The sequence below is a fragment of the methane-oxidizing endosymbiont of Gigantopelta aegis genome (assembly GCF_016097405.1).
Lineage (GTDB): Bacteria > Pseudomonadota > Gammaproteobacteria > Methylococcales > Methylomonadaceae > Methylomarinum.
In genome coordinates, this window is the sequence record NZ_JAEHGD010000001.1 from 1,883,419 (window position 1) to 1,905,575 (window position 22,157).

General features: G+C 42.9%; 33 protein-coding genes. All 33 read left to right on the top strand.

Annotation, left to right across the window (positions count from 1 at the left end):
- Positions 1–53: 53 nt before the first annotated feature.
- The 33 genes from rpoC to rplQ all read left to right on the top strand — a co-directional run bounded on the left by rpoC (position 54) and on the right by rplQ (position 22,054).
- On the top strand, positions 54–4,265 hold the full coding sequence (gene rpoC, locus JEU20_RS09460; RefSeq protein ID WP_483446971.1) for a DNA-directed RNA polymerase subunit beta': 4,212 nt from the start codon (positions 54–56) through the stop codon (positions 4,263–4,265).
- Positions 4,266–4,429: 164 nt separating this feature from the next.
- Positions 4,430–4,804: a 30S ribosomal protein S12 gene (gene rpsL / locus JEU20_RS09465; protein ID WP_198245302.1), complete on the top strand. Its 375-nt coding sequence runs from the start codon at positions 4,430–4,432 to the stop codon at positions 4,802–4,804.
- An 11-nt stretch (positions 4,805–4,815) separates the two neighbouring features.
- Positions 4,816–5,286, top strand: a complete 471-nt coding sequence (gene rpsG, locus JEU20_RS09470) for a 30S ribosomal protein S7 (protein WP_198245304.1) — start codon at positions 4,816–4,818, stop codon at positions 5,284–5,286.
- Between the two features lie 17 nt (positions 5,287–5,303).
- A complete protein-coding gene (fusA, locus tag JEU20_RS09475) occupies positions 5,304–7,400 on the top strand; it encodes an elongation factor G (protein WP_198245306.1) in 2,097 nt (698 codons plus the stop codon).
- Positions 7,401–7,427: 27 nt separating this feature from the next.
- Positions 7,428–8,618: an elongation factor Tu gene (gene tuf / locus JEU20_RS09480; protein ID WP_198245286.1), complete on the top strand. Its 1,191-nt coding sequence runs from the start codon at positions 7,428–7,430 to the stop codon at positions 8,616–8,618.
- A 6-nt stretch (positions 8,619–8,624) separates the two neighbouring features.
- On the top strand, positions 8,625–8,936 hold the full coding sequence (rpsJ, locus tag JEU20_RS09485) for a 30S ribosomal protein S10 (RefSeq protein ID WP_198245308.1): 312 nt from the start codon (positions 8,625–8,627) through the stop codon (positions 8,934–8,936).
- Positions 8,937–8,968: 32 nt separating this feature from the next.
- The gene (gene rplC / locus JEU20_RS09490; RefSeq protein WP_198245310.1) at positions 8,969–9,619 is read left to right on the top strand and encodes a 50S ribosomal protein L3; all 651 of its coding nucleotides are present in this window, start codon (positions 8,969–8,971) and stop codon (positions 9,617–9,619) included.
- A 6-nt stretch (positions 9,620–9,625) separates the two neighbouring features.
- Complete coding sequence (gene rplD / locus JEU20_RS09495; protein ID WP_198245312.1) at positions 9,626–10,246, top strand: 50S ribosomal protein L4; 621 nt, start codon at positions 9,626–9,628, stop codon at positions 10,244–10,246.
- Positions 10,243–10,542 carry a 50S ribosomal protein L23 gene (gene rplW, locus JEU20_RS09500; protein ID WP_425356689.1) on the top strand — a complete coding sequence of 100 codons (300 nt, stop codon included), beginning with the start codon at positions 10,243–10,245 and terminating at the stop codon, positions 10,540–10,542. Before rplD ends, rplW begins: the two co-directional genes overlap by 4 nt.
- Positions 10,543–10,577: 35 nt before the next feature.
- Positions 10,578–11,405, top strand: coding sequence for a 50S ribosomal protein L2 (gene rplB / locus JEU20_RS09505; RefSeq protein WP_198245314.1), 828 nt, complete (start codon positions 10,578–10,580; stop codon positions 11,403–11,405).
- A 10-nt stretch (positions 11,406–11,415) separates the two neighbouring features.
- The gene (rpsS, locus tag JEU20_RS09510; protein WP_198245316.1) at positions 11,416–11,688 is read left to right on the top strand and encodes a 30S ribosomal protein S19; all 273 of its coding nucleotides are present in this window, start codon (positions 11,416–11,418) and stop codon (positions 11,686–11,688) included.
- 9 nt (positions 11,689–11,697) lie between these two features.
- Positions 11,698–12,033: a 50S ribosomal protein L22 gene (rplV, locus tag JEU20_RS09515; protein ID WP_198245318.1), complete on the top strand. Its 336-nt coding sequence runs from the start codon at positions 11,698–11,700 to the stop codon at positions 12,031–12,033.
- 9 nt (positions 12,034–12,042) lie between these two features.
- Positions 12,043–12,714 carry a 30S ribosomal protein S3 gene (gene rpsC / locus JEU20_RS09520; RefSeq protein WP_198245320.1) on the top strand — a complete coding sequence of 224 codons (672 nt, stop codon included), beginning with the start codon at positions 12,043–12,045 and terminating at the stop codon, positions 12,712–12,714.
- Positions 12,715–12,730: 16 nt separating this feature from the next.
- Positions 12,731–13,144, top strand: coding sequence for a 50S ribosomal protein L16 (rplP, locus tag JEU20_RS09525; protein WP_198245322.1), 414 nt, complete (start codon positions 12,731–12,733; stop codon positions 13,142–13,144).
- The gene (rpmC, locus tag JEU20_RS09530; protein ID WP_198245324.1) at positions 13,144–13,341 is read left to right on the top strand and encodes a 50S ribosomal protein L29; all 198 of its coding nucleotides are present in this window, start codon (positions 13,144–13,146) and stop codon (positions 13,339–13,341) included. The genes rplP and rpmC overlap by 1 nt, the downstream gene beginning before the upstream one ends.
- Complete coding sequence (rpsQ, locus tag JEU20_RS09535; RefSeq protein WP_198245326.1) at positions 13,338–13,598, top strand: 30S ribosomal protein S17; 261 nt, start codon at positions 13,338–13,340, stop codon at positions 13,596–13,598. Before rpmC ends, rpsQ begins: the two co-directional genes overlap by 4 nt.
- Positions 13,599–13,637: 39 nt before the next feature.
- Complete coding sequence (rplN, locus tag JEU20_RS09540) at positions 13,638–14,006, top strand: 50S ribosomal protein L14 (protein WP_198245328.1); 369 nt, start codon at positions 13,638–13,640, stop codon at positions 14,004–14,006.
- A 13-nt stretch (positions 14,007–14,019) separates the two neighbouring features.
- Positions 14,020–14,340, top strand: a complete 321-nt coding sequence (gene rplX, locus JEU20_RS09545) for a 50S ribosomal protein L24 (protein WP_198245330.1) — start codon at positions 14,020–14,022, stop codon at positions 14,338–14,340.
- A gap of 9 nt (positions 14,341–14,349) precedes the next feature.
- Positions 14,350–14,889 (top strand): 50S ribosomal protein L5, encoded by a 540-nt coding sequence (gene rplE, locus JEU20_RS09550; RefSeq protein ID WP_198245332.1) that lies wholly within the window; start codon positions 14,350–14,352, stop codon positions 14,887–14,889.
- 10 nt (positions 14,890–14,899) lie between these two features.
- Positions 14,900–15,205 (top strand): 30S ribosomal protein S14, encoded by a 306-nt coding sequence (rpsN, locus tag JEU20_RS09555; protein ID WP_198245334.1) that lies wholly within the window; start codon positions 14,900–14,902, stop codon positions 15,203–15,205.
- A 24-nt stretch (positions 15,206–15,229) separates the two neighbouring features.
- The gene (gene rpsH / locus JEU20_RS09560) at positions 15,230–15,625 is read left to right on the top strand and encodes a 30S ribosomal protein S8 (protein ID WP_198245336.1); all 396 of its coding nucleotides are present in this window, start codon (positions 15,230–15,232) and stop codon (positions 15,623–15,625) included.
- 15 nt (positions 15,626–15,640) lie between these two features.
- Positions 15,641–16,174, top strand: coding sequence for a 50S ribosomal protein L6 (gene rplF, locus JEU20_RS09565; protein ID WP_198245338.1), 534 nt, complete (start codon positions 15,641–15,643; stop codon positions 16,172–16,174).
- Positions 16,175–16,182: 8 nt separating this feature from the next.
- Positions 16,183–16,536 (top strand): 50S ribosomal protein L18, encoded by a 354-nt coding sequence (rplR, locus tag JEU20_RS09570; protein ID WP_198245340.1) that lies wholly within the window; start codon positions 16,183–16,185, stop codon positions 16,534–16,536.
- 10 nt (positions 16,537–16,546) lie between these two features.
- Positions 16,547–17,053, top strand: a complete 507-nt coding sequence (rpsE, locus tag JEU20_RS09575; RefSeq protein ID WP_198245343.1) for a 30S ribosomal protein S5 — start codon at positions 16,547–16,549, stop codon at positions 17,051–17,053.
- Between the two features lie 5 nt (positions 17,054–17,058).
- Complete coding sequence (gene rpmD / locus JEU20_RS09580; RefSeq protein WP_198245345.1) at positions 17,059–17,244, top strand: 50S ribosomal protein L30; 186 nt, start codon at positions 17,059–17,061, stop codon at positions 17,242–17,244.
- Positions 17,244–17,678, top strand: a complete 435-nt coding sequence (gene rplO / locus JEU20_RS09585; protein ID WP_198245347.1) for a 50S ribosomal protein L15 — start codon at positions 17,244–17,246, stop codon at positions 17,676–17,678. The genes rpmD and rplO overlap by 1 nt, the downstream gene beginning before the upstream one ends.
- A gap of 22 nt (positions 17,679–17,700) precedes the next feature.
- On the top strand, positions 17,701–19,002 hold the full coding sequence (gene secY, locus JEU20_RS09590) for a preprotein translocase subunit SecY (protein ID WP_198245985.1): 1,302 nt from the start codon (positions 17,701–17,703) through the stop codon (positions 19,000–19,002).
- A gap of 14 nt (positions 19,003–19,016) precedes the next feature.
- Positions 19,017–19,130, top strand: coding sequence for a 50S ribosomal protein L36 (rpmJ, locus tag JEU20_RS09595; protein ID WP_198245349.1), 114 nt, complete (start codon positions 19,017–19,019; stop codon positions 19,128–19,130).
- A 76-nt stretch (positions 19,131–19,206) separates the two neighbouring features.
- Positions 19,207–19,563 (top strand): 30S ribosomal protein S13, encoded by a 357-nt coding sequence (gene rpsM, locus JEU20_RS09600; protein WP_198245351.1) that lies wholly within the window; start codon positions 19,207–19,209, stop codon positions 19,561–19,563.
- A gap of 20 nt (positions 19,564–19,583) precedes the next feature.
- Entirely contained in the window at positions 19,584–19,970 is a 387-nt protein-coding gene (rpsK, locus tag JEU20_RS09605; RefSeq protein WP_198245353.1) for a 30S ribosomal protein S11, read from the top strand.
- A gap of 21 nt (positions 19,971–19,991) precedes the next feature.
- The gene (gene rpsD / locus JEU20_RS09610; RefSeq protein WP_198245355.1) at positions 19,992–20,612 is read left to right on the top strand and encodes a 30S ribosomal protein S4; all 621 of its coding nucleotides are present in this window, start codon (positions 19,992–19,994) and stop codon (positions 20,610–20,612) included.
- A gap of 18 nt (positions 20,613–20,630) precedes the next feature.
- Positions 20,631–21,638, top strand: coding sequence for a DNA-directed RNA polymerase subunit alpha (locus JEU20_RS09615; protein ID WP_198245357.1), 1,008 nt, complete (start codon positions 20,631–20,633; stop codon positions 21,636–21,638).
- A 29-nt stretch (positions 21,639–21,667) separates the two neighbouring features.
- Entirely contained in the window at positions 21,668–22,054 is a 387-nt protein-coding gene (gene rplQ / locus JEU20_RS09620) for a 50S ribosomal protein L17 (protein ID WP_198245359.1), read from the top strand.
- Positions 22,055–22,157 lie beyond the last annotated feature (103 nt).

Sequence of the window (22,157 nt, forward strand, 5' to 3'; positions counted from 1 at the left end):
ATGAGTGTCGGGATTTCGGTTGATTACAGCTTGCAAACAGAGAGGGTAAGCTCTTGAAAGATTTAATGAATTTCTTAAAGCGTCAAAGTCGTAGTGAAGAGTTTGACATGATTCGTATAGGTTTGGCTTCCCCGGATATGATCCGGTCATGGTCTTTCGGTGAGGTAAAAAAGCCTGAAACGATTAACTATCGCACATTTAAACCTGAGCGTGATGGTTTGTTCTGTGCCAAAATTTTCGGGCCGGTCAGTGATTATGAGTGCTTGTGCGGTAAGTACAAGCGCTTGAAATACCGTGGTGTGATATGTGAAAAATGTGGCGTCGAAGTAACGTTGTCTAAGGTTCGTCGTGAGCGAATGGGGCATATTGACCTAGCCAGCCCGGTTGCACATATTTGGTTTTTGAAATCATTGCCCTCTCGGATTGCATTGCTGTTGGATATGACATTGCGCAGCATTGAGCGGGTTTTATATTTTGAATCCTATGTCGTTCTGGACCCAGGTATGACGCCTTTGGAAAGAGGGCAATTACTGACAGATGAAGAATATCTGGAAGCCGTTGAAGAGCATGGCGATGATTTCGACGCCAAAATGGGTGCTGAAGCGATTTATGATCTCTTGAAATCGATTGATTTGAAAGAAGAGGTCAAGATGTTGCGGGAAGAAATTAACGCGACAAAGTCAGATACCAAAATTAAAAAATTCACTAAACGGTTGAAGGTTATTGAGTCTTTATTGAATTCAAACAATCGGCCTGAATGGATGATCATGACGGTCTTGCCGGTCTTGCCGCCAGAGTTACGTCCACTTGTACCATTAGATGGTGGTCGGTTTGCGACATCTGATTTGAATGATTTATATCGCCGGGTCATTAACCGGAATAATCGTTTGAATCGATTACTGGATCTGAATGCGCCAGATATTATCGTGCGTAATGAAAAACGCATGCTGCAGGAGTCTGTTGATGCGTTACTGGATAATGGTCGACGTGGTCGTGCCATAACGGGTACTAACCGTCGGCCTTTAAAGTCGCTTGCCGATATGATCAAAGGTAAGCAAGGCCGTTTCAGACAGAATTTGCTGGGTAAGCGGGTCGATTACTCGGGACGATCGGTTATTGTGGTCGGGCCAACTCTGCGCTTACATCAATGTGGTTTGCCCAAGAAAATGGCTTTGGAATTATTTAAGCCGTTTATCTTCAGCAAGCTGCAGTTAAGAGGTTTGGCGACTACGATTAAAGCAGCCAAGAAAATGGTCGAGCGGGAAGGTGCCGAGGTTTGGGATATTCTTGAGGAAGTGGTCAGAGAACATCCGGTTTTATTAAATCGTGCGCCTACACTGCATAGACTGGGGATTCAAGCATTTGAGCCCACTTTGATTGAAGGTAAAGCAATTCAATTACATCCACTGGTGTGTAGTGCTTTCAATGCCGACTTCGATGGCGACCAGATGGCGGTTCATATTCCACTAGCCATTGAAGCGCAGCTCGAAGCGCGTACTTTGATGATGGCGACAAACAATATTTTGTCGCCTGCCAATGGTGAGCCGGTTATCAACCCATCGCAAGATGTTGTATTGGGGCTATATTTTATTAGTCGTGAAAAAGTCAATGCAAAAGGCGATGGTTCTTATTTTGCCGATGCGGATGAAGTTGTTAAGGCGTTGGATCATCGTGCGGTTGAGTTGCAGAGTAAAATTCTACTACGGGTGCATGAAAAGTTGATACAGCCTGACGGTAGTTTTGAGAGCAGTGTCAAACGCTATGAAACTACGGTTGGGCGTGCTTTGATTTGGCAAATAGTGCCGGATGGCATGCCATTCGACATTGTTAATGTCGATATGACTAAAAAGAATATATCTAGGTTGATTAACTTCAGTTATCGCTATTTAGGTATTAAACAAACAGTTATCTTGGCCGATAAGCTCATGTATTTAGGTTTCCGATGGGCGACGCGTTCCGGCGTTTCGTTTGGTATCGAAGACATGGTGATACCTGAGAAAAAAGCCGAAATTATACGCAACGCTGAGGCTGAAGTCCGTGAGATTCAAAGTCAATATGCATCAGGTTTGGTGACAGATGGTGAGCGATATAATAAAGTTATCGACATCTGGTCGCATGCAAACGAGCAAGTTGCTCGCGTCATGATGGAAGGTTTAGGTGAAGAGGAAGTTGTTGATAAGGATGGGAACGTTGTTAAACAGAAATCATTCAACTCAATTTTCATGATGGCCGAATCAGGAGCGCGGGGTTCGGCAGCTCAGATTCGGCAGTTGGCTGGGATGCGCGGATTGATGGCTAAGCCGGATGGTTCGATTATCGAAACGCCTATTACGGCAAATTTCCGTGAAGGCTTGGATGTATTGCAGTACTTTATTTCAACACATGGTGCGCGGAAAGGTTTGGCCGATACGGCGCTGAAAACCGCGAACTCGGGTTATTTGACCCGGCGCTTGGTCGATGTTGCCCAGGATTTAGTGATTTTCGAACAGGATTGTGGGACTCAAAATGGATTGACTATGTCGCCGATCATTGAAGGTGGAGATGTTGTTGAACCATTGTCAGAACGTGTCTTGGGCCGTGTCGTCGTCAATGATGTGATGTCTGCCGATGGTTCTGAAGTCATTATTCCTGCTGGCACGATGATCGATGAAAACCTAGTGGCTGTGCTCGAAGAAAACAGTGTAGATCAATTGCTGGTCAGATCTATTATTACCTGTGAAACTCGTCATGGAGTTTGTGCTAAATGCTACGGGCGGGATTTAGGGCGTGGTCACCTGGTCAATATTGGTGAAGCCGTTGGTGTGGTTGCCGCACAATCCATTGGTGAGCCGGGTACTCAGTTAACCATGCGTACATTTCATATTGGTGGGGCAGCCTCAAGAGCTGCTGCTATCAGTAATGTTCAGGTCAAGCTGGATGGAACAATTAAATTGACCAATATGAAAACGGTTCGTAATAGAGACGGTCAGCTCGTTGCAGTATCGCGTTCAGGTGAAATCGGAATTATTGATGCGTACGGCCGTGAACGAGAACGTTATAAAGTTCCTTACGGTGCGGTAATCACTGTCGATGATGGTAAGCAGGTGTCAGCGGGCGATATTATCGCTAACTGGGATCCACATACACATCCGGTTATAACCGAGGTTAAAGGGTATGTTGAACTCAGAGATTTCATCGATGGTGTTACGGTACAGGAACAAACCGATGAAGTCACGGGTTTGAGTTCTAAGGTGGTTATTGATCCAAAGCAACGGAGTGCGGCGGGTAAGGAATTGCGACCTATGGTTCGGTTGGTCGATGAGCAGGGCAATACCATTAATTTGCCTGGAACGGATATTCCTGCGCAATACTTTTTACCTGCAGGTGCGATTGCCAGCATCAGTGATGGCGGTGAAGTTCAGGTTGGTGATGTGTTGGCTAGAATTCCACAAGAATCAAGTAAAACACGTGATATTACCGGGGGTCTACCTCGTGTAGCCGATTTATTTGAAGCACGGAAGACAAAAGATCCTGCGATTTTGGCTGAAGCGACAGGGATTGTTTCGTTTGGTAAGGAGACAAAAGGTAAACAGCGGATTATTATTACCGATAAAGAAGGTGAGCAATATGAAACGCTGATTCCAAAATGGCGACACATCACAGTGTTTGAAGGGGAGTTCGTTGAAAAAGGCGAGACGATTGTTGAAGGTGAGTTGACGCCACATGATATTTTAAGGTTGCGTGGTATAGAAGAGCTTGCGGTCTACCTAGTTAAGGAAATTCAGGATGTATATCGTCTGCAGGGTGTAAAAATTAACGATAAGCATATTGAGGCGATTATTCGTCAGATGTTGCGGAAAGTTGAAATTACCTCGGTTGGCGATAGTGATTTTGTAAAAGGTGAGCAGGTTGAGCGTGGTACTGTCAATGCCATTAATGAGCAGCTTGAGAAAGAAGGCAAGATTCCTGCAACGTATGAATCTGTGTTGCTGGGAATTACGAAGGCGTCATTGGCAACAGAGTCCTTTATTTCTGCGGCCTCATTCCAAGAAACGACACGTGTTCTGACAGATGCTGCGGTTCGGGGTATTGCTGATCACTTATATGGATTAAAAGAAAATGTGATCGTTGGGCGATTGATTCCTGCGGGAACTGGATTGGCTTATCATGAGCAGCGACGCAAAAAACGCTCTGCCGATGCAAAAATGGAGGCGGAAAATGTTGCCAAAAAAGTCGATACAGGTGAGGTTGAAGAAGCATTGAAACAAGCCTTAAACACAGAGTAGTAAATTTTAAAAATTTGGCTTGACCTGGTTGGAGTTTAGGTTTAATATACTCTGCTCACATAAGCCAATTAGCTTAGGCTGGTTACAGGGGAACCGCTGTACATATGTAGAGCGGTTCCTTTTGTTTTCTGGCAGAATAAATTTTATATCGGAGTAATTAAGATATGGCCACGATCAATCAATTGGTTCGTAAGCCTCGCGCTAAAAAAATTGAAAAAAGCAAGGTGCCTGCTTTAAAAGCCTGTCCTCAAAGACGCGGCGTATGTACGCGGGTCTATACTACAACGCCAAAGAAACCTAACTCGGCATTGCGTAAAGTGGCAAGGGTGAGGTTGACTAGTGGGTTTGAGGTGAGTAGCTATATTGGTGGTGAGGGGCATAATCTTCAGGAGCACTCGGTGGTGCTGATTCGAGGTGGTCGTGTAAAGGATTTGCCTGGTGTGCGCTATCACGTAGTGCGAGGCGCTCTAGATACGTCGGGTGTTGAGGCAAGAAGAAATGGTCGCTCCAAGTATGGCGCAAAAAGACCTAAAAGCTAAGGGTTGAGAGAATGTCAAGAAGAAGAGTCGCGGCAAAAAGAAATGTAATACCTGATCCACGCTTTGGCAGCGAGATGCTGACTAAGTTTATGAATATGGTGATGCGTGATGGTAAAAAATCTGTAGCAGAAAAAATTGTATATGGTGCATTAGATACCATTGCTGAGAAGGGGCATGAAGAGTCGCTAGAGGTATTATCAAAGGCGCTTGAAAATGTTCAACCACGAGTGGAGGTTAAGTCGAGGCGGGTAGGTGGTGCCACCTATCAGGTGCCAGTAGAGGTTCGTCCGTCTCGCCGGGTGGCTTTGTCTATGCGTTGGTTAATTGATGCGGCGCGTAAGCGAAACGAAAGAACAATGGCTGCAAAACTGGCGGGTGAGCTGTTAGACGCTTTTGAAGGGCGAGGTTCTGCGGTTAAGAAGCGTGAAGATACGCATCGTATGGCGGAAGCGAACAAGGCGTTTTCACATTATCGCTGGTAGTGGGTTGAGAGGTTTTTGTGGCGCGTAAAACACCTATAGAGCAGTATCGTAATATAGGCATAATGGCGCATATTGATGCCGGAAAAACTACGACAACCGAAAGAATACTGTATTATACAGGGGTTTCGCACAAGATTGGCGAGGTTCATGATGGTGCGGCCACAATGGATTGGATGGAGCAGGAGCAGGAAAGAGGGATTACGATAACATCGGCTGCGACGACCTGCTTTTGGTCAGGAATGGCGGGCCAGTATCCTGTGCATCGTATCAATATAATAGATACGCCTGGTCATGTGGATTTTACGATCGAAGTTGAGCGGTCGCTGCGCGTTTTGGATGGTGCATGTGCTGTTTTTTGTGCTGTTGGCGGGGTAGAGCCTCAGTCCGAGACAGTGTGGCGGCAGGCAAATAAATATAAAGTACCTCGATTAGTCTTTGTAAATAAGATGGATCGATCGGGTGCAGATTTTTATCGAGTAATAGCTCAGATAAGAGAACGCTTGGGTGCGAATCCGGTTCCGGTTCAATTGCCGATTGGTTCTGAGGATGCATTTGCAGGTGTTATTGATTTACTTAAAATGAAGGCGATCTATTGGCATGATGCTGATAAAGGGGCTTCGTTTGAAGAGAAAGAAATTCCGGAAGATCTAGCGGCGGTAGCGAGCGAGTGGCGCGAGAATTTGATGGAAAGTGCTGCAGAGGCAAATGAAGATCTGATGGATAAGTACCTTGAAGAAGGTGTTTTGTCAGAGGCAGATATACGGAAAGGGCTTAGGCTGTTAACTTTGGCGAATGAAGCAGTGCCTGCCTATTGCGGGTCAGCTTTTAAGAATAAAGGTGTTCAGAGTCTGCTAGATGGTGTGGTTGAATATCTGCCATCGCCGATTGATGTGCCACCAATTAAGGGGCATAAGGAAGGTTCGGATGATGTTGTCGTATGTCCGGCAAGTGATGATGCGCCATTTGCAGCATTAGCTTTTAAGATAGCGACGGATCCTTTTGTCGGGAGCTTGACTTTTTTTAGAGTCTATTCGGGTGTTTTGAATTCGGGTGAAGCCGTATATAACCCGGTAAAAGGCAAGCGTGAGCGAATAGGGCGCTTAGTGCAAATGCATGCGAATAGCCGGGAAGAAGTGAAAGAAGTTAGGGCTGGTGATATTGCAGCTGCAATTGGGCTGAAAGATGTCACAACAGGTGATACGCTTTGCGATGCTTCTGATTCTGTAATTTTGGAAAAAATGGATTTTCCAGAGCCGGTAATCTCGGTTGCGGTGGAGCCAAAAACGCAAGCGGATCAGGAGAAAATGAATGACGCCTTGGCGAAGTTGGCAAAGGAAGATCCATCATTCCGGGTGCATACGAACGAAGATTCCGGGCAAATCATTATTTCCGGAATGGGCGAGCTTCATTTGGAGATCATTGTTGATCGTATGCAAAGGGAGTTTGGTGTTAAAGCATCAGTTGGTGCGCCGCAGGTTTCGTACAGAGAAACGATAAAAAAATCTGTTGAGGCAGAAGGGAAGTTTATAAGGCAGTCAGGCGGGCGTGGGCAGTATGGACACGTCTGGTTAAGGCTGGAGCCTTTGGAAAGAGGTGCTGGGTATGAATTTGTCAATGAAATAGTTGGTGGGGTTGTTCCTAAAGAATATATTCCTGCAATTGACAAAGGTGTACAGGAGCAGATGGAAAATGGTGTGCTTGCCGGTTTTCCTGTGGTAGATGTTAAGGTTAGTTTGTTCGATGGGTCATATCATGATGTCGATTCGAATGAAATGGCTTTCAAAATAGCAGGATCTATGGCTTTCAGGGATGGGGCGAAGGCTGCGAATCCGGTGATACTTGAACCGATAATGAAGGTTGAAATAGTAACACCGGAGGAATATATGGGGGATGTTGTCGGCGATATCAATAGACGTCGCGGGATGATCCAAGGTATGGATGATTCTCCAGCGGGAAAGACTATACATTGCGAAGTACCGCTGGCTGAAATGTTTGGTTATGCAACTGATTTACGCTCAGCGACTCAAGGGCGGGCAACATACAGTATGCAGTTTGAAAAATATAGTGAAGCACCTGCAAATGTTGCGGAAGCGATTATAGAAAAAGTATCTTAACTCTTTATTTATTATAGGTATTGACTCATGGCTAAAGAAAAATTTGAAAGAACGAAGCCGCACGTAAACGTCGGCACCATTGGTCACGTAGACCATGGCAAAACAACATTGACCGCGGCGCTGACAAAAGTCATGGCGGAAAAGATGGGTGGAGAAGCGAAAGCCTTCGACCAAATTGACAATGCGCCGGAAGAAAGAGAGCGCGGAATCACCATTGCGACCTCGCACGTGGAATACGAATCAGAAAAGCGCCATTATGCGCATGTTGACTGCCCAGGTCACGCCGACTATGTTAAAAACATGATTACCGGTGCGGCACAAATGGACGGTGCGATCCTGGTTGTATCTGCTGCAGACGGCCCGATGCCACAAACACGTGAACACATCCTGCTGTCAAGACAAGTGGGTGTGCCTTACATCGTCGTATTCCTGAACAAAGCCGACATGGTTGATGACGAAGAGCTCATCGAACTGGTTGAAATGGAAGTTCGTGAATTGCTTGATGCCTATGATTTTCCAGGTGATGATACACCTATTATCGTCGGCTCAGCACTGAAAGCCTTAGAAGGCGACACCAGCGAAATCGGTGTTCCTGCCGTTGAAAAACTGGTTGAAGCTCTTGATGAATACATTCCAGAGCCAAAACGTGCGGTTGACGGCCCATTCCTGATGCCGATTGAAGACGTATTCTCAATCTCCGGTCGGGGTACCGTAGTAACCGGTCGTGTTGAGCGCGGTATCATCAAAGTTGGTGAAGAAATTGAAATTGTTGGGATCAAAGAGACCCAAAAAACCACCTGTACCGGTGTTGAAATGTTCCGCAAGCTGTTGGATCAAGGTGAAGCGGGCGATAACGTAGGTGTCTTATTAAGAGGTACCAAGCGAGAAGAAGTCGAACGGGGTCAAGTATTGGCGCACGTCGGCACCATTACGCCACACACCCATTTCAAAGCCGAAATCTACGTTCTGTCAAAAGACGAAGGTGGACGTCATACACCATTCTTCAATGGCTATCGTCCGCAGTTCTACTTCAGAACCACAGACGTTACCGGTGCTGTTGAGCTGCCAGAAGGCGTTGAAATGGTAATGCCAGGTGATAACGTTACCGTAGAAGTTAAACTGATCGCGCCTATCGCGATGGAAGAAGGTTTACGCTTCGCGGTACGTGAAGGTGGTCGCACAGTAGGTGCGGGTGTTGTTGCTTCAATTATTGAGTAAAAAATAATGTCGAATCAAACTATCAGAATCCAATTGAAAGCATTTGATCATAAATTAATTGATCAGTCTGCTGGAGAGATAGTAGAGACAGCTAAAAGAACAGGGGCCCAGGTTCTGGGTCCCATTCCACTGCCTACTAGAAAAGAAAGATTTACGGTATTGATTTCTCCGCATGTGAATAAAGATGCTAGAGATCAATATGAATTAAGAACGTACAAACGCTTGCTAGATATTGTTGAGCCTACGGATAAAACCGTTGATGCCTTAATGAAGCTAGATCTTGCTGCAGGCGTAGATGTTCAAATTAAGCTGAAATAACAGCGAAATAGATAAAGTTGAGGAATTGGCAGATGTCAATAGGTCTTATTGGTCGTAAACGTGGTATGACCCGAATTTTTGGTGAAGATGGACGATCAGTGCCTGTAACCGTTCTTCAGATTGAAGCGAACCGAGTGGTTCAAGTTAAAGATCTGGAAAAAGATGGTTATAAAGCGATTCAGGTCGCGGCAGGTGAGAAAAAATCTTCGAAAGTAAATAAAGCGATGGCGGGGCATTATGCTGCTGCAAATGTAATGGCCGGTCGTGGTTTATGGGAATTCAGACTGGAAGACGGCGAAGGTGAAGATTTGACAGCCGGTTCCGAACTGAGTCTCGATATTTTTGAAAAAGGACAGGTTGTTGATGTTCGTGGTGTCAGTATTGGTAAAGGTTTTCAAGGTGGCGTAAAGCGGCATAACTTTAGAATGCAGGATGCTACCCATGGTAACTCAATATCGCATAGGGCGCCGGGTTCAATAGGGATGTGTCAAACACCGGGGCGTGTATTCAAGGGTAAAAAAATGGCAGGTCATATGGGTGCGGTTAAAACAACTATGCATAATCTGACCATTGAAGCAATTGATACTGAAAGAAATCTGATTTTAGTGAAAGGTGCTGTGCCAGGTCCTAAAGGTGGTGATGTAATGATCACGCCAGCGATAAAAAAACGGAATAAGGGGTAATTGGCAATGACTTTACAGATTCCTGCATTAAATGAAGGTGATTCAGCCTCTGCTGTCGAGGTAGCTGAACAAGTTTTTGGTCAAGATTTTAACGAAACACTGGTTCATCAGCTGGTAGTTGGTTACTTGGCAGGTGGGCGTGCTGGCACTAAGGCGCAAAAAAACAGGTCAGCTGTAAGTGGTGGCGGCATTAAGCCATGGCGACAAAAAGGGACAGGTCGTGCAAGAGCTGGTACAATACGCAGTCCACTGTGGCGGACAGGTGGTGTAACTTTTGCAGCTAAACCTCGTTCGTTTGAGCAGAAAATTAATAAGAAGATGTATCGCGCTGGAATTCGGTCAATATTATCCGAATTGTTGCGGCAAGATCGTCTGGCTGTCAGTCAAGATATAGAGCCAGCTACGCCGAAAACAAAAGATATGGCGGCTAAATTGAAAAATGTAGGCGCTAAAAGGATATTGATAGTTGCAGAGGAGGTGAGTGAAAACTTAGCCCTGGCAACTCGAAACATTCCCTATGTTACAGTGGCAACACCATTAACGGTTGACCCGGTGACACTGGTAGGTGCTGATAAGGTGATAGTAAGTCCTACTGCATTAAAGCAAATTGAGGAGCGTTTGGCATGAGTATAGAAAGAGTCAAATTAGCCGGTGTGATTCTGGCGCCTATTGTGTCAGAAAAAAGTTCAATTGCTGCAGAGGATAATAACCAATTCGTATTTAGAGTTGAAAAGTCAGCTAATAAATTACAGGTTAAGAAAGCTGTCGAATTGATGTTTGATGTAGAGGTTGATTCGGTAAGGGTGTTAAATGTAAAAGGTAAGGTCAAACGGTTTGGTCGTACTTTAGGCAAGCGTTCAGACTGGAAAAAAGCTTACGTCAAGCTGAAAGCAGGTCATGAAATTGATTTTGCATCGGCATAAAACAAGTTATTGAGCAATAGGAACGGTAGAGAAGAATGGCTATTCTAAAATCCAAGCCAACATCGCCAGGATCAAGGTTTGTTGTAAGAGTTAAAAATGATGAGTTGCATAAAGGAAAGCCTTATGCACCACTGCTGGATAAAAAAAGTAAGACGGGTGGGCGTAATAACCAAGGCAGAATTACGACGCGTCATGTCGGTGGTGGTCATAAACAGCACTACCGAATTATTGATTTTAAAAGAAACAAAAAAGATATTCCGGCTATTGTCGAGCGGATTGAATATGATCCAAATAGATCAGCGAATATTGCACTAATTTTGTATAAAGATGGTGCAAGGCAATATATTATTGCGCCAAAAGGACTTAAGGTCGGGCAGGAAGTTTTATCGGCAGAAGCGACTCCGGTAAAAACAGGGAATTGTATGCCCTTGAGAAATATGCCGTTAGGTACCACGATTCACTGTGTAGAATTAAAGCCCGGGAAAGGAGCGCAATTGGCAAGAAGTGCAGGTACTTCGGCTCAGTTGGTTGCTAAAGAAGGGATGCATGTTACTTTGCGTTTGCGTTCAGGCGAAATGCGTAAAGTGTTGGCAGATTGCCGGGCAGTTGTTGGTGAGGTTTCGAATTCCGAACATAATCTTATTTCATTAGGTAAAGCGGGTGCTTCACGCTGGAGAGGGGTTCGGCCAACAGTAAGAGGTGTCGCTATGAACCCAGTTGATCACCCGCATGGTGGTGGTGAAGGTAGAACATCCGGTGGCAGACACCCTGTTTCACCTTGGGGGACTCCGACTAAAGGTTATAAAACGCGTAAAAATAAACGTACTGATAATATGATTGTCAGACGCCGTAAGCAAAAATAAGAGGTGAAGTGTGCCACGTTCAATTAAAAAAGGTCCATTTATTGATCATCATCTGCTGAAAAAGGTAGAAGAAGCAGTTAAGACCAATAATCGGAAACCGATTAAAACATGGTCAAGAAGGTCTATGATAAGCCCGGAAATGTTGGGCTTGACAATTGCAGTACATAATGGTCGTCAGCATGTGCCGGTACTGATCTCAGAAAATATGGTAGGACACAAGTTGGGTGAGTTTGCCCCAACACGAACCTACAAAGGGCATATTGCCGATAAGAAATCAAGATAAGGTGCAGTGATGGAAATATCAGCAAAGTTAAAAAATGCTCCGCTGTCTGCTCAAAAAGCGAGATTAGTTGGTGATCAAATACGTGGTTTGCCTGTTGAGAAGGCATTGAACATCTTGCAGTTTAGCTCGAAGAAAGCGGCTGGGATCATGAAAAAAGTATTGGAATCTGCTATTTCCAATGCTGAGCACAACGAAAGTGCAGATATAGACGAATTGGTCGTGTCTACTGTGTATGTGGATGAGGCGAGTACGTTAAAAAGAATCAGAGCGAGAGCAAAAGGTCGTGCAAACCACATTCTGAAAAGAACGTGCCATATAACAATTAAAGTAGCAGAATACGAGTAGAGGCAAAAAATGGGTCAGAAAGTACATCCTACAGGCATTCGTCTTGGTATTGTAAAAGACTGGACATCAAGATGGTATGCAAATAGCCAGAACTATCCAGTATTTCTGTTACAAGATTTAAAAGTGCGTGAGTATATTCAAGAAAAATTAGCGCATGCATCGGTTAGTCGGATCCAAATAAACCGTCCGGGCACTAATGCGCATATAACCGTACATACTGCGCGGCCAGGTATTGTTATCGGAAAAAAAGGTGAAGATATCGATAAAATGCGGCAGGTAGTGTCCAAAATGATGGGTATGCCTGTGCAAATGAATGTCGAAGAAATCAGAAAGCCTGAGCTTGATGCGAAATTAGTAGCAGAAAGCATTGCACAGCAGCTGGAAAAAAGAATTATGTATCGTCGGGCAATGAAGCGTGCGGTGACAAATACAATGAGACTCGGCGCTGAAGGGATAAAGATTAATGTTGCTGGTCGGTTAAATGGGGCAGAAATTGCGCGTGGCGAATGGTATCGCGAAGGTCGTGTTCCATTGCATACATTGCGTGCAGATATTGACTATGGGACTGCGGAAGCAAATACAACATACGGGATCATTGGCATTAAAGTCTGGATCTTTAAAGGTGAAGTATTTGATTCTGATGCAGTTAATGCATCAACTGGCAGTGTTTCTAAAAAATAGTTGAAGGAAAAATAAGATGCTTCAGCCTAAAAGAACAAAATTCCGCAAACAGCATAAAGGTAGAAATACCGGTATCGCTGTGCGTGGCTCATCAGTAAGTTTTGGCGAGTATGGTCTAAAAGCTACAACTCGTGGTAGAATTACTGCCCGCCAAATTGAGGCGGCTCGTAGAGCGATAACGCGACATGTAAAACGGGGTGGTAAAATTTGGATTCGTATCTTCCCAGATAAGCCAATTACCAAAAAACCACTAGAAGTTAGAATGGGTAAAGGTAAAGGTAGTGTAGAATACTGGGTTGCCCAAATCAAACCAGGCACAATGTTATATGAAATTCAGGGTGTCCCTGAAGAGTTGGCGCGAGAAGCTTTTAAATTAGCAGCAGCCAAATTGCCTGTAAAAACAACTTTTGCAGTACGGACAATAATGTAATGAATGCAAGTGAATTACGTCAAAAGACGAAAGAAGAATTAAATTCAATGTTATTGGATTTATCGCGTGAACAATTTAACTTGAAAATGCAAAAGGCGACAGGGCAGTTGTCCAAGCCTGATCAAGTTAAGAAAGTAAGGCGCGATATAGCCCGTATTCATACGATATTAAGAGAGATGGCGAGTACAGCATCATGACAGAAAAAAGTGAAAAATTACGTACTGTAGTTGGGCGTGTGATCAGCAATAAGATGGACAAGACAGCATCGGTTCTAGTTGAGCGACGCGTAAAGCATCCTGTTTATGGAAAAATTATCAAGCGTTCAACTAAACTCTTAGTACATGATGAAAACAATATTTGTAAAGAAGGTGATGTTGTAACCATCACATCAAGCAAGCCATTTTCTAAGCGGAAATCGTTTCGTTTGGTTGACGTTGTTGAAAGTGCTAAATAGAAGCATTCAAGATTAAACAATTTAAGTTGGGAATTTAAAATGATTCAGATGCAAACTAACCTTGACGTAGCCGATAATAGTGGCGCAAAAAGGGTCATGTGTATCAAAGTATTAGGCGGGTCGCATAGACGTTACGCCGGTATTGGGGATATTATTAAGGTCAGTGTTAAAGATGCAATGCCTCGCGGACGCGTAAAAAAAGGTGAGGTTTATAATGCATTGGTCGTGAGAACAAAAAAAGGTGTTCGTAGACCCGATGGTTCGGTAATTCGTTTTGATGGAAACGCCGCTGTGATTTTAAATACCCAATTACAACCATTAGGTACAAGGATTTTTGGGCCTGTTACTCGTGAATTGCGCGGAGATAAGTTCATGAAAATTATCTCGTTAGCCCCTGAAGTGTTGTAAGGAAGGTTCAAAAATGCAAAAAATTAAACAAGGCGATGAGGTCATCGTACTCACAGGAAAAGATAAAGGGAAGCAGGGAAAGGTAACTAAAATTTTTAATGAAAAAAATAAAGTTTTAGTACAAGGCGTTAATGTCGCCAAAAAGCATCAGCGTGGAAATCCAAATGCTGGAGTAGCGGGTGGTATTATCGAAAAAGAAATGCCAATCCATATTTCAAATGTCGCACTTTATAATCCTGAGACACAGAAAGCTGATCGTGTAGGATTCAAGTTTCTGGAAGACGGTAAAAAAGTTAGATATTTTAAGTCGACAAACGAAGTTGTTGATGCGTAAGGAAGAGAGATGGCCAGATTAGAAACCGAATATAAAGAAAAAATTATCCCTGCGCTAAAAGAGCAGTTTGGATACAAGTCCGTGATGGAAGTTCCCAAGATAACCAAAATTACTCTTAATATGGGTGTAGGTGAAGCTGTCGCAGATAAAAAAGTATTGCAAGCCGCCTTATCCGATATGGAAAAAATCGCAGGACAAAAGCCGATTATTACCTTAGCCAGAAAATCAATTGCAGGATTTAAAATTCGCGATGATATGGCAATAGGATGTAAAGTAACTCTACGTCGAGAAAGAATGTATGAATTCTTCGATAGGCTGGTGAGTATCTCAATTCCACGGATACGAGATTTTCGTGGAATGAGCCCTAAAAGCTTTGATGGGCGTGGAAATTATTCAATGGGTATCAAAGAACAAATCATTTTCCCTGAAATTGATTACGATAAAATTGATACGCTAAGAGGTTTGGATATTTCCATTACAACAACGGCTAGAACCGATGAAGAAGGTTTGGCTTTGTTAAAGCTTTTCAAATTTCCATTTAAGAACTAAAGGGCGGAAAATGGCTAAAAAATCGATGATTGCACGAGAAAATAAACGTGCAAAATTAGTCCTCAAATATGAACAGAAAAGAAGGGCGCTGAAAGAAATTATCAGAGATCCAAATTCATCATTTGAAGACAAAGAAGCAGCTCAGTTACAACTTCAAAAGCTACCGCGTGATTCGAGTCGATGCAGACAGAGAAACCGTTGTAATTTGACGGGGCGTCCGCATGGATATTACCGGAAATTTGGTCTTAGTCGAAATAAATTAAGAGAAGCGACAATGCGCGGTGATGTTCCGGGCTTGACAAAAGCAAGCTGGTAATGGAACAGGTTTTGGAGATATAAAATGAGTATGAGTGATCCAATTGCAGATATGCTGACCCGGATAAGAAATGGTCAGTCTGCGGGAAAGAAAAGTGTTAAATTGCCTTCGTCAAAATTAAAAGTTGCTATTGCAAAAGTATTAAAGGAAGAAGGTTACATTGCCGATTATTCGACAGAAACGAATGGTAGTCACACTCAGATGACTATCGATTTAAAATATTATGATGGCAAGCCTGTCATTGAACAGGTGAAGCGGGTAAGTCGCCCGGGTTTACGAATTTATAAATCAAAAGATGAATTACCTAAAGTATTGGGTGGTTTAGGGATCGCTATTGTTTCTACATCAAGTGGTGTAATGACGGATCGTGCGGCACGCGCAATTGGTCATGGCGGTGAAGTTATTTGTACGGTTTGCTAAAGGGAGTTTGTCATAATGTCTAGAATAGCAAATGCACCCATAAATGTTCCATCAGGCGTTGAAATAAAAGTCGATCAAGACAATGTTGTTGTCAAAGGTAAAGGCGGTGAAATGTCCTTTAACCTCTATCAAGGCGTCAGTGTAGAAGTCGATGGAAATGTGATTCGGGTGAAATGGGATGATGCAGTAAAAAATTCCAGAGCCCAGGCAGGAACGGCCAGGTCATGTATTAACAATATGGTGACAGGTGTTTCTGAAGGATTTCAGAAAAAATTAGTTTTGATTGGGGTTGGGTATAGGGCGCAAGTTCAAGGAAAAAAATTAACATTATCGTTAGGCTTTTCCAATCCAGTTGAATATATGATTCCTGAAGGAATTACCATTGAAGCTCCTAGTCAGACTGAATTAGTGGTCAAAGGGGCTGATAAACAACAGGTTGGTCAGGTTGCAGCAGAAATCCGAGCTTTCCGTCCACCAGAGCCTTATAAAGGTAAAGGTGTGCGCTATGCTGATGAATATGTCGCAAGAAAAGAAGCCAAAAAGAAGTAGGTTAAGTAATGGATAAGAAAGCATCACGTTTGAAACGCGCTTTAAGACAGCGTTGTAAAATAAAACAATTAGGTGTCAATAAGTTAACAGTGCATAAAACAGCTAAACATATTTATGCACAAGTTATTACCGTTGATGGTACTGCGACATTGGCTAGCGCTTCAACCACTCAAGCCGATATAAAAAATTCTGTAAACTATACAGGAAATAAAGAGGCAGCTGCTGCGGTTGGGAAAATGATTGCTGAAAGAGCAATCGCGGCGGGTGTTACTAATGTAGCATTCGATCGTTCAGGGTTTAAATATCATGGTCGTGTTAAGGCATTGGCAGATGCTGCACGTGAAGCTGGTTTGAAGTTCTAGGGGTATAAAAATGGCAACAGCACCATCTCAAGGTAGTAGCGACGGATTAAAAGAAAAATTAGTTTCTGTTAGGCGTGTAGCAAAAGTAGTTAAAGGCGGTCGTGTTTTTGGTTTTACGGCTTTAACAGTGGTCGGCGACGGGCAAGGCCGCGTTGGATATGGCGTTTGTAAGGCAAGGGAAGTTCCCATTGCAATACAAAAGTCGTTGGAGCAAGCGCGAAAAAATATGCGTACCGTCGCTCTAAAAGACGATACATTGCAATATACAGTTGTATCGAATACTGGTGCGGCAAAAGTCTATATGCAGCCTGCGTCTGAGGGTACTGGAATAATAGCCGGAGGCGCAATGCGTGCAGTATTTGAAGTCGTTGGTGTTCATAATGTATTGGCTAAATGTATTGGAACGAATAACCCTATAAATGTCGTCAGGGCTACAATAGAAGGGCTTTCAGGAATGCATGATGCTAAAACTATTGCCGCTAAGCGTGGTTTAACAGTCGAAGAAATTACTGGGTAACAATCATGGCTGATAAAAAATTAAGCTTAACCATGACCAAAAGTAAAATTGGTCGACTCAAAAGCCATCAAGCCTGTTTGAAAGGTTTGGGCTTGAAAAGAATTCATCAAACTGTTGAGGTGATTGATACGCCAGAAAATAGAGGGATGATTAATAAAATCGCTTACATGTTAAAAGTTGAGGAAGTCTAATGTATTTAAACACTATACAATCAGCTTATGGGTCTAGAAAGGATCGCAAACGTGTAGGCCGAGGCATCGGGTCCACATTGGGTAAAACTTGTGGAAGAGGTCATAAAGGGCAGAAATCGCGTAGTGGTGGTTTTCATAAAGTTGGTTTTGAAGGTGGGCAGATGCCTTTGCAGCGGCGGTTGCCCAAAGTCGGCTTTACCTCGCGAAAGAAAAAATATTACGCTGAAATTCGCCTTAATGAGTTGATGAAAATTTCAAGCGAGATTGTTGATTTGACAGCGTTGATAGAGGCTGATTTAGTTCCCGCTTTTACAAAAAAAGTAAAAGTCATTAAGTCAGGCGAAATAACTAAACCGGTTACAGTGAAAGGTTTGTTTGTAACGGCAGGGGCAAAACAATCAATTGAAGCTGTTGGTGGAAAGGTAGAGGAATAACGTGAGTACTTCAAGAGCTGAAATGGCAAGTAAAATGAGTGGATTTTCAGAACTGAAGACACGGTTGCTTTTTGTTCTTGGAGCATTCTTCGTTTACCGGGTTGGAGCGCATATACCAGTACCTGGAATTGATCCGAAAGCACTTGCAGTTATGTTTGAACAGCAAAGCGGCTCAATTTTAGATATGTTTAATATGTTCTCGGGCGGCGCATTAATGCGGCTGAGTTTGTTTGCATTGGGTATTATGCCTTATATTTCAGCATCAATTATCATGCAGTTAATGACGGTTGTGGTGCCGCAGTTTGAACAATTAAAGAAGGAAGGGGAGTCAGGACGCCGTAAAATTTCCCAGTATACTCGGTATGGAACTGTCTTTCTTGCAACATTTCAAGCCATTGGTATTTCGATCGCATTACAAAATCAGACGGCAGGTGGATTAGCTGTTGTTATCAGCCCAGGTCTCAGTTTTATTGTTATTACAACGATTACGCTGGTAACAGGAACAATTTTTCTGATGTGGCTTGGTGAGCAGGTTACTGAACGTGGCATTGGTAATGGTATATCGTTGATAATCTTTGCAGGTATCGTTTCAGGGTTACCTTCTGCGATTGGAGGTACATTGGAACTGGCACGCACGGGCGAAATGAACAGTGCGTTTATCGTTTTATTGTTCTTGGTTGCGATTGCAGTGACCGCATTGGTTGTATTTGTTGAGCGAGGACAGCGGCGGATTATTATTCAATATCCTAAGCGTCAACAGGGGCGTAAAATGTATGCTGGCCAAAGTAGCTTTCTGCCTCTTAAATTAAATATGGCAGGGGTTATTCCACCGATTTTTGCATCAAGCATTATATTGTTTCCGGCGACCATTGCAGGCTGGTTTGGGAATGCGGAAGGCTTTGGATGGCTGCAGGATATCTCGACAATCTTGTCGCCAGGGCAGCCTGTTTATGTTTTATGTTATGCGGCAGCAATCGTCTTCTTCTGTTTCTTTTATACGGCGTTAGTATTTAATTCTAAAGAAACAGCCGATAATTTAAAAAAATCGGGTGCATTTTTGCCTGGTATTAGACCAGGGGCGCAGACTGCGGCTTATATTGATAAAGTTTTAACGAGATTGACATTTGTCGGCGCCTTTTACATAACATTAGTTTGCTTGTTGCCAGAATTTTTAATCGTCTATTGGAATGTCCCATTTTATTTTGGTGGAACATCATTATTAATCATAGTTGTTGTTGTCATGGATTTTATTTCGCAAATGCAGACGCATTTGATGTCGCAGCAATATGAAGGGTTAATGAAGAAAGCCAAGCTGAAAAAATAATTGGAGTATGAGCTGTGAAAGTAAGAGCGTCAGTTAAAAAAATATGTAGAAATTGTAAGGTTATCAAGCGAAAAGGTATTGTTCGGGTTATTTGTAAAGATGCCCGACATAAACAACGTCAAGGATAATATTTTGTTGCGCTGGATTTGTCGAAATGCTATAATTCTGCGCTTAACTTCAGAGTACTGTAGTAGGAGTATCTAGATGGCACGTATTGCCGGAATTAATGTCGCTGATCATAAACATGCGGAAATCGCATTGACAGCTATTTATGGTGTTGGCCGCCAGACAGCACGAAAAATTTGTCAAGAAGTTGGTATCGAACCATCGGTAAAAATAAAAGACTTGGCAGAAGATCAATTGGAGTCAATCCGTAAGGTGATTTCTGGTATGACGGTTGAAGGCGACTTGCGTAGAGAAGTCTCCATGAACATCAAGAGATTGATGGATTTGGGGTGCTATCGTGGTATCCGACATAGAAGAGGTTTGCCTTTAAGAGGCCAAAGAACACGTACAAATGCACGTACGCGTAAAGGTCCACGTAAACCGATAAGAAAATAAGATATTCTGGAACTTAAGCAATGGCATCACAAAACAGATCAAAAAAACGCGTTAAAAAAACAGTGGCAGACGGGATTGCGCACGTACATGCTTCCTTTAACAACACTATTATTACGATAACAGATCGTAAAGGCAATGCTTTATCTTGGGCGACATCTGGAGGGTCAGGTTTTCGCGGGTCAAGAAAAAGTACGCCTTTTGCGGCGCAGGTAGCTGCTGAAAAAGCAGGGCAGGTTGCGCGTGATTTCGGTATGAAAAATCTTGAAGTTATGATTAAGGGTCCTGGTCCAGGTCGTGAATCTGCTGTTCGGGCATTAAATAATCTCGGCTTTAAGATTTCCAATATTGTTGATGTGACTCCGATACCTCACAACGGATGTCGTCCACCTAAGAAACGTCGCGTATAAAAAGTTTTCGGAGTAATAAAAATGGCAAGATATCTAGGACCAACGTGTAAGTTAGCTCGTAGAGAAGGAACGGATTTATTTCTAAAAGGAAGAGGTAAGTCGCTAGAAGGGAAATGTAAGCTCGAACAAAGACCAGGTCAACACGGTGCAAAAAGAACGCGTAGCTCTGATTATGCGCTTCAGCTTCGTGCAAAACAAAAAATTCGTCGTATCTATGGCGTTTTAGAAAAACAGTTTAGAAATTATTATAAAGCAGCTGATTTGAAAAAAGGTGCAACAGGTTTAAATCTGTTGAATCTTTTAGAGTCACGTTTAGATAATGTCGTTTACCGTATGGGATATGCCAGTACGCGTGCTGAAGCGCGTCAACTCGTATCCCATAAAGCGATTATGGTTAATGGCCAAGTGGTAAATATCCCGTCATATCAGGTTTCTATAGACGACGTTATTTCAATTCGTGAGAAAGCTAAAAAACAACAGCGTATTATTGATGCACTGGGTGTGGCCGAACAATATGGTTTTCCAGCTTGGGTTGAAGTTAATGTTAAAGAAATGAGCGGAACTTTTAAATCGTTGCCAGATCGTGCTGATTTAGGATCAGACATTAATGAGCAATTGGTTGTTGAGCTTTATTCTAAATAATTAACCCGAGATTAAACTATGCAGAATTCCATTGCTGGCTTATTGAAACCCCAGTTAGTAGAGGTTGTTAATCAGACGGCAAATCATTCCCGAATTGTTATTGAGCCATTAGAAAGAGGCTTCGGTCATTCATTGGGAAATGCACTAAGACGTGTCATGTTATCATCAATACCTGGTTGTGCGGTAACCGAGGTTCAAATTGATGGTGTATTACACGAATATACGGTCGTTGAAGGTGTTCATGAGGATGTTATTGATATTCTTTTGAATTTGAAAAAACTGGCTGTTGTTCTTCATTCTAAAGACAAAAATGAAGTTAGTTTGTCTTTAACAAAAAAAGGGCCGGGTACTGTTACAGCAAGTGATTTTGATTTGCCGCATGATGTTGAAATTGTCAATCCTGAATTGGTTATTGCAAATCTAACTCAGGATGCGAATTTTAGTGTGACTGTCAAAGTCGAACGTGGCCGTGGCTATGTTCCCGCATCTGTTAGAAAAGAAAGTATGGACAATATTCCGGTTGGTGTTTTGATGGTTGATGCAACCTTCAGTCCAATCGATAAAGTCGCTTATCATGTTGAAAATACACGGGTGGCAGAGCGGACTAATTTAGATAAGTTGGTTTTCGAGCTTGAAACCAACGGAACTGTTGATCCGGAAGAAACCATAAAATTAGCGGCAACCATTTTACATGAGCAATTGTCTGTGTTTGTTAATCTAGATATAGTTGATAAGCCAGACGGTGAGCCAGAGCCAAAACCAGAACCTGGGTTTCCACCTGAATATCTGCGTCCGGTCGATGATCTTGAGTTAACAGTGCGCTCAGCTAATTGTTTGAAAGCAGAAAATATTTTCTATATTGGGGACTTGATTCAACGAACAGAAGTTGAGTTATTGAAGACGCCCAATCTAGGTAAAAAATCCTTAACTGAGATTAAAGACGTTCTTGCGACAAAAGGGTTGGCGTTAGGTATGCGTTTAGAAAATTGGCCGCCTGAAGATTTAGCCGATCAATCTCAAAGTTAAATTTAAACACGTTATAGGTCATTTTAGAAATGAGACACCGTAAGTCTGGTAGACAGTTAAATAGAAATAGTAGCCATAGAAAAGCAATGTTTAGCAATATGGCGACATCATTGTTCAAACACGAGTTGATTAAAACGACTTTGCCTAAAGCGAAAGAGTTACGGCGGGTGGCTGAGCCTTTAATCACTTTGTCAAAAACGGATTCTGTCGCCAAACGTAGACAAGCATTTGCTAAATTACGTGACAGAGAGGTTGTTACAAAATTATTCAACGAATTAGGTCCTCGTTACCAAAATAGACCAGGGGGCTATTTAAGAATTATTAAATGTGGCTATCGTCCTGGGGATGATGCGCCGATGGCTTATGTTGAATTAGTCGATCGTCCTGAATTGGACATTGATGAAAACGAAGAGTAGATAAAATTAAAAAAGCCGGGTAACCCCCGGCTTTTTTAATTCAAAATGTTGGCTTTTACAGAAGCCTATGTATTACATAGTCTCCACACAAAGACAGTGTCAT

Bases quoted from the DNA above. Each gene is read 5' to 3' on its own strand.
- rpsJ (WP_198245308.1), top strand. From the start codon at position 8,625: ATGTCGAATCAAACTATCAGAATCCAATTGAAAGCATTTGATCATAAA.
- rplN (WP_198245328.1), top strand. From the start codon at position 13,638: ATGATTCAGATGCAAACTAACCTTGACGTAGCCGATAATAGTGGCGCA.
- rplF (WP_198245338.1), top strand. From the start codon at position 15,641: ATGTCTAGAATAGCAAATGCACCCATAAATGTTCCATCAGGCGTTGAA.
- rpsC (WP_198245320.1), top strand. From the start codon at position 12,043: ATGGGTCAGAAAGTACATCCTACAGGCATTCGTCTTGGTATTGTAAAA.
- secY (WP_198245985.1), top strand. From the start codon at position 17,701: ATGGCAAGTAAAATGAGTGGATTTTCAGAACTGAAGACACGGTTGCTT.
- rpsE (WP_198245343.1), top strand. From the start codon at position 16,547: ATGGCAACAGCACCATCTCAAGGTAGTAGCGACGGATTAAAAGAAAAA.
- rplC (WP_198245310.1), top strand. From the start codon at position 8,969: ATGTCAATAGGTCTTATTGGTCGTAAACGTGGTATGACCCGAATTTTT.
- rplE (WP_198245332.1), top strand. From the start codon at position 14,350: ATGGCCAGATTAGAAACCGAATATAAAGAAAAAATTATCCCTGCGCTA.
- rplB (WP_198245314.1), top strand. From the start codon at position 10,578: ATGGCTATTCTAAAATCCAAGCCAACATCGCCAGGATCAAGGTTTGTT.
- rplP (WP_198245322.1), top strand. From the start codon at position 12,731: ATGCTTCAGCCTAAAAGAACAAAATTCCGCAAACAGCATAAAGGTAGA.
- tuf (WP_198245286.1), top strand. From the start codon at position 7,428: ATGGCTAAAGAAAAATTTGAAAGAACGAAGCCGCACGTAAACGTCGGC.
- rpsN (WP_198245334.1), top strand. From the start codon at position 14,900: ATGGCTAAAAAATCGATGATTGCACGAGAAAATAAACGTGCAAAATTA.
- rplX (WP_198245330.1), top strand. From the start codon at position 14,020: ATGCAAAAAATTAAACAAGGCGATGAGGTCATCGTACTCACAGGAAAA.
- rpsD (WP_198245355.1), top strand. From the start codon at position 19,992: ATGGCAAGATATCTAGGACCAACGTGTAAGTTAGCTCGTAGAGAAGGA.
- rpmD (WP_198245345.1), top strand. From the start codon at position 17,059: ATGGCTGATAAAAAATTAAGCTTAACCATGACCAAAAGTAAAATTGGT.
- rpsH (WP_198245336.1), top strand. From the start codon at position 15,230: ATGAGTATGAGTGATCCAATTGCAGATATGCTGACCCGGATAAGAAAT.
- rpsK (WP_198245353.1), top strand. From the start codon at position 19,584: ATGGCATCACAAAACAGATCAAAAAAACGCGTTAAAAAAACAGTGGCA.
- rpmC (WP_198245324.1), top strand. From the start codon at position 13,144: ATGAATGCAAGTGAATTACGTCAAAAGACGAAAGAAGAATTAAATTCA.
- rpsG (WP_198245304.1), top strand. From the start codon at position 4,816: ATGTCAAGAAGAAGAGTCGCGGCAAAAAGAAATGTAATACCTGATCCA.
- rplQ (WP_198245359.1), top strand. From the start codon at position 21,668: ATGAGACACCGTAAGTCTGGTAGACAGTTAAATAGAAATAGTAGCCAT.
- JEU20_RS09615 (WP_198245357.1), top strand. From the start codon at position 20,631: ATGCAGAATTCCATTGCTGGCTTATTGAAACCCCAGTTAGTAGAGGTT.
- rpsL (WP_198245302.1), top strand. From the start codon at position 4,430: ATGGCCACGATCAATCAATTGGTTCGTAAGCCTCGCGCTAAAAAAATT.
- rplR (WP_198245340.1), top strand. From the start codon at position 16,183: ATGGATAAGAAAGCATCACGTTTGAAACGCGCTTTAAGACAGCGTTGT.
- rpsQ (WP_198245326.1), top strand. From the start codon at position 13,338: ATGACAGAAAAAAGTGAAAAATTACGTACTGTAGTTGGGCGTGTGATC.
- rplD (WP_198245312.1), top strand. From the start codon at position 9,626: ATGACTTTACAGATTCCTGCATTAAATGAAGGTGATTCAGCCTCTGCT.
- rplW (WP_425356689.1), top strand. From the start codon at position 10,243: ATGAGTATAGAAAGAGTCAAATTAGCCGGTGTGATTCTGGCGCCTATT.
- rplV (WP_198245318.1), top strand. From the start codon at position 11,698: ATGGAAATATCAGCAAAGTTAAAAAATGCTCCGCTGTCTGCTCAAAAA.
- rplO (WP_198245347.1), top strand. From the start codon at position 17,244: ATGTATTTAAACACTATACAATCAGCTTATGGGTCTAGAAAGGATCGC.
- rpsM (WP_198245351.1), top strand. From the start codon at position 19,207: ATGGCACGTATTGCCGGAATTAATGTCGCTGATCATAAACATGCGGAA.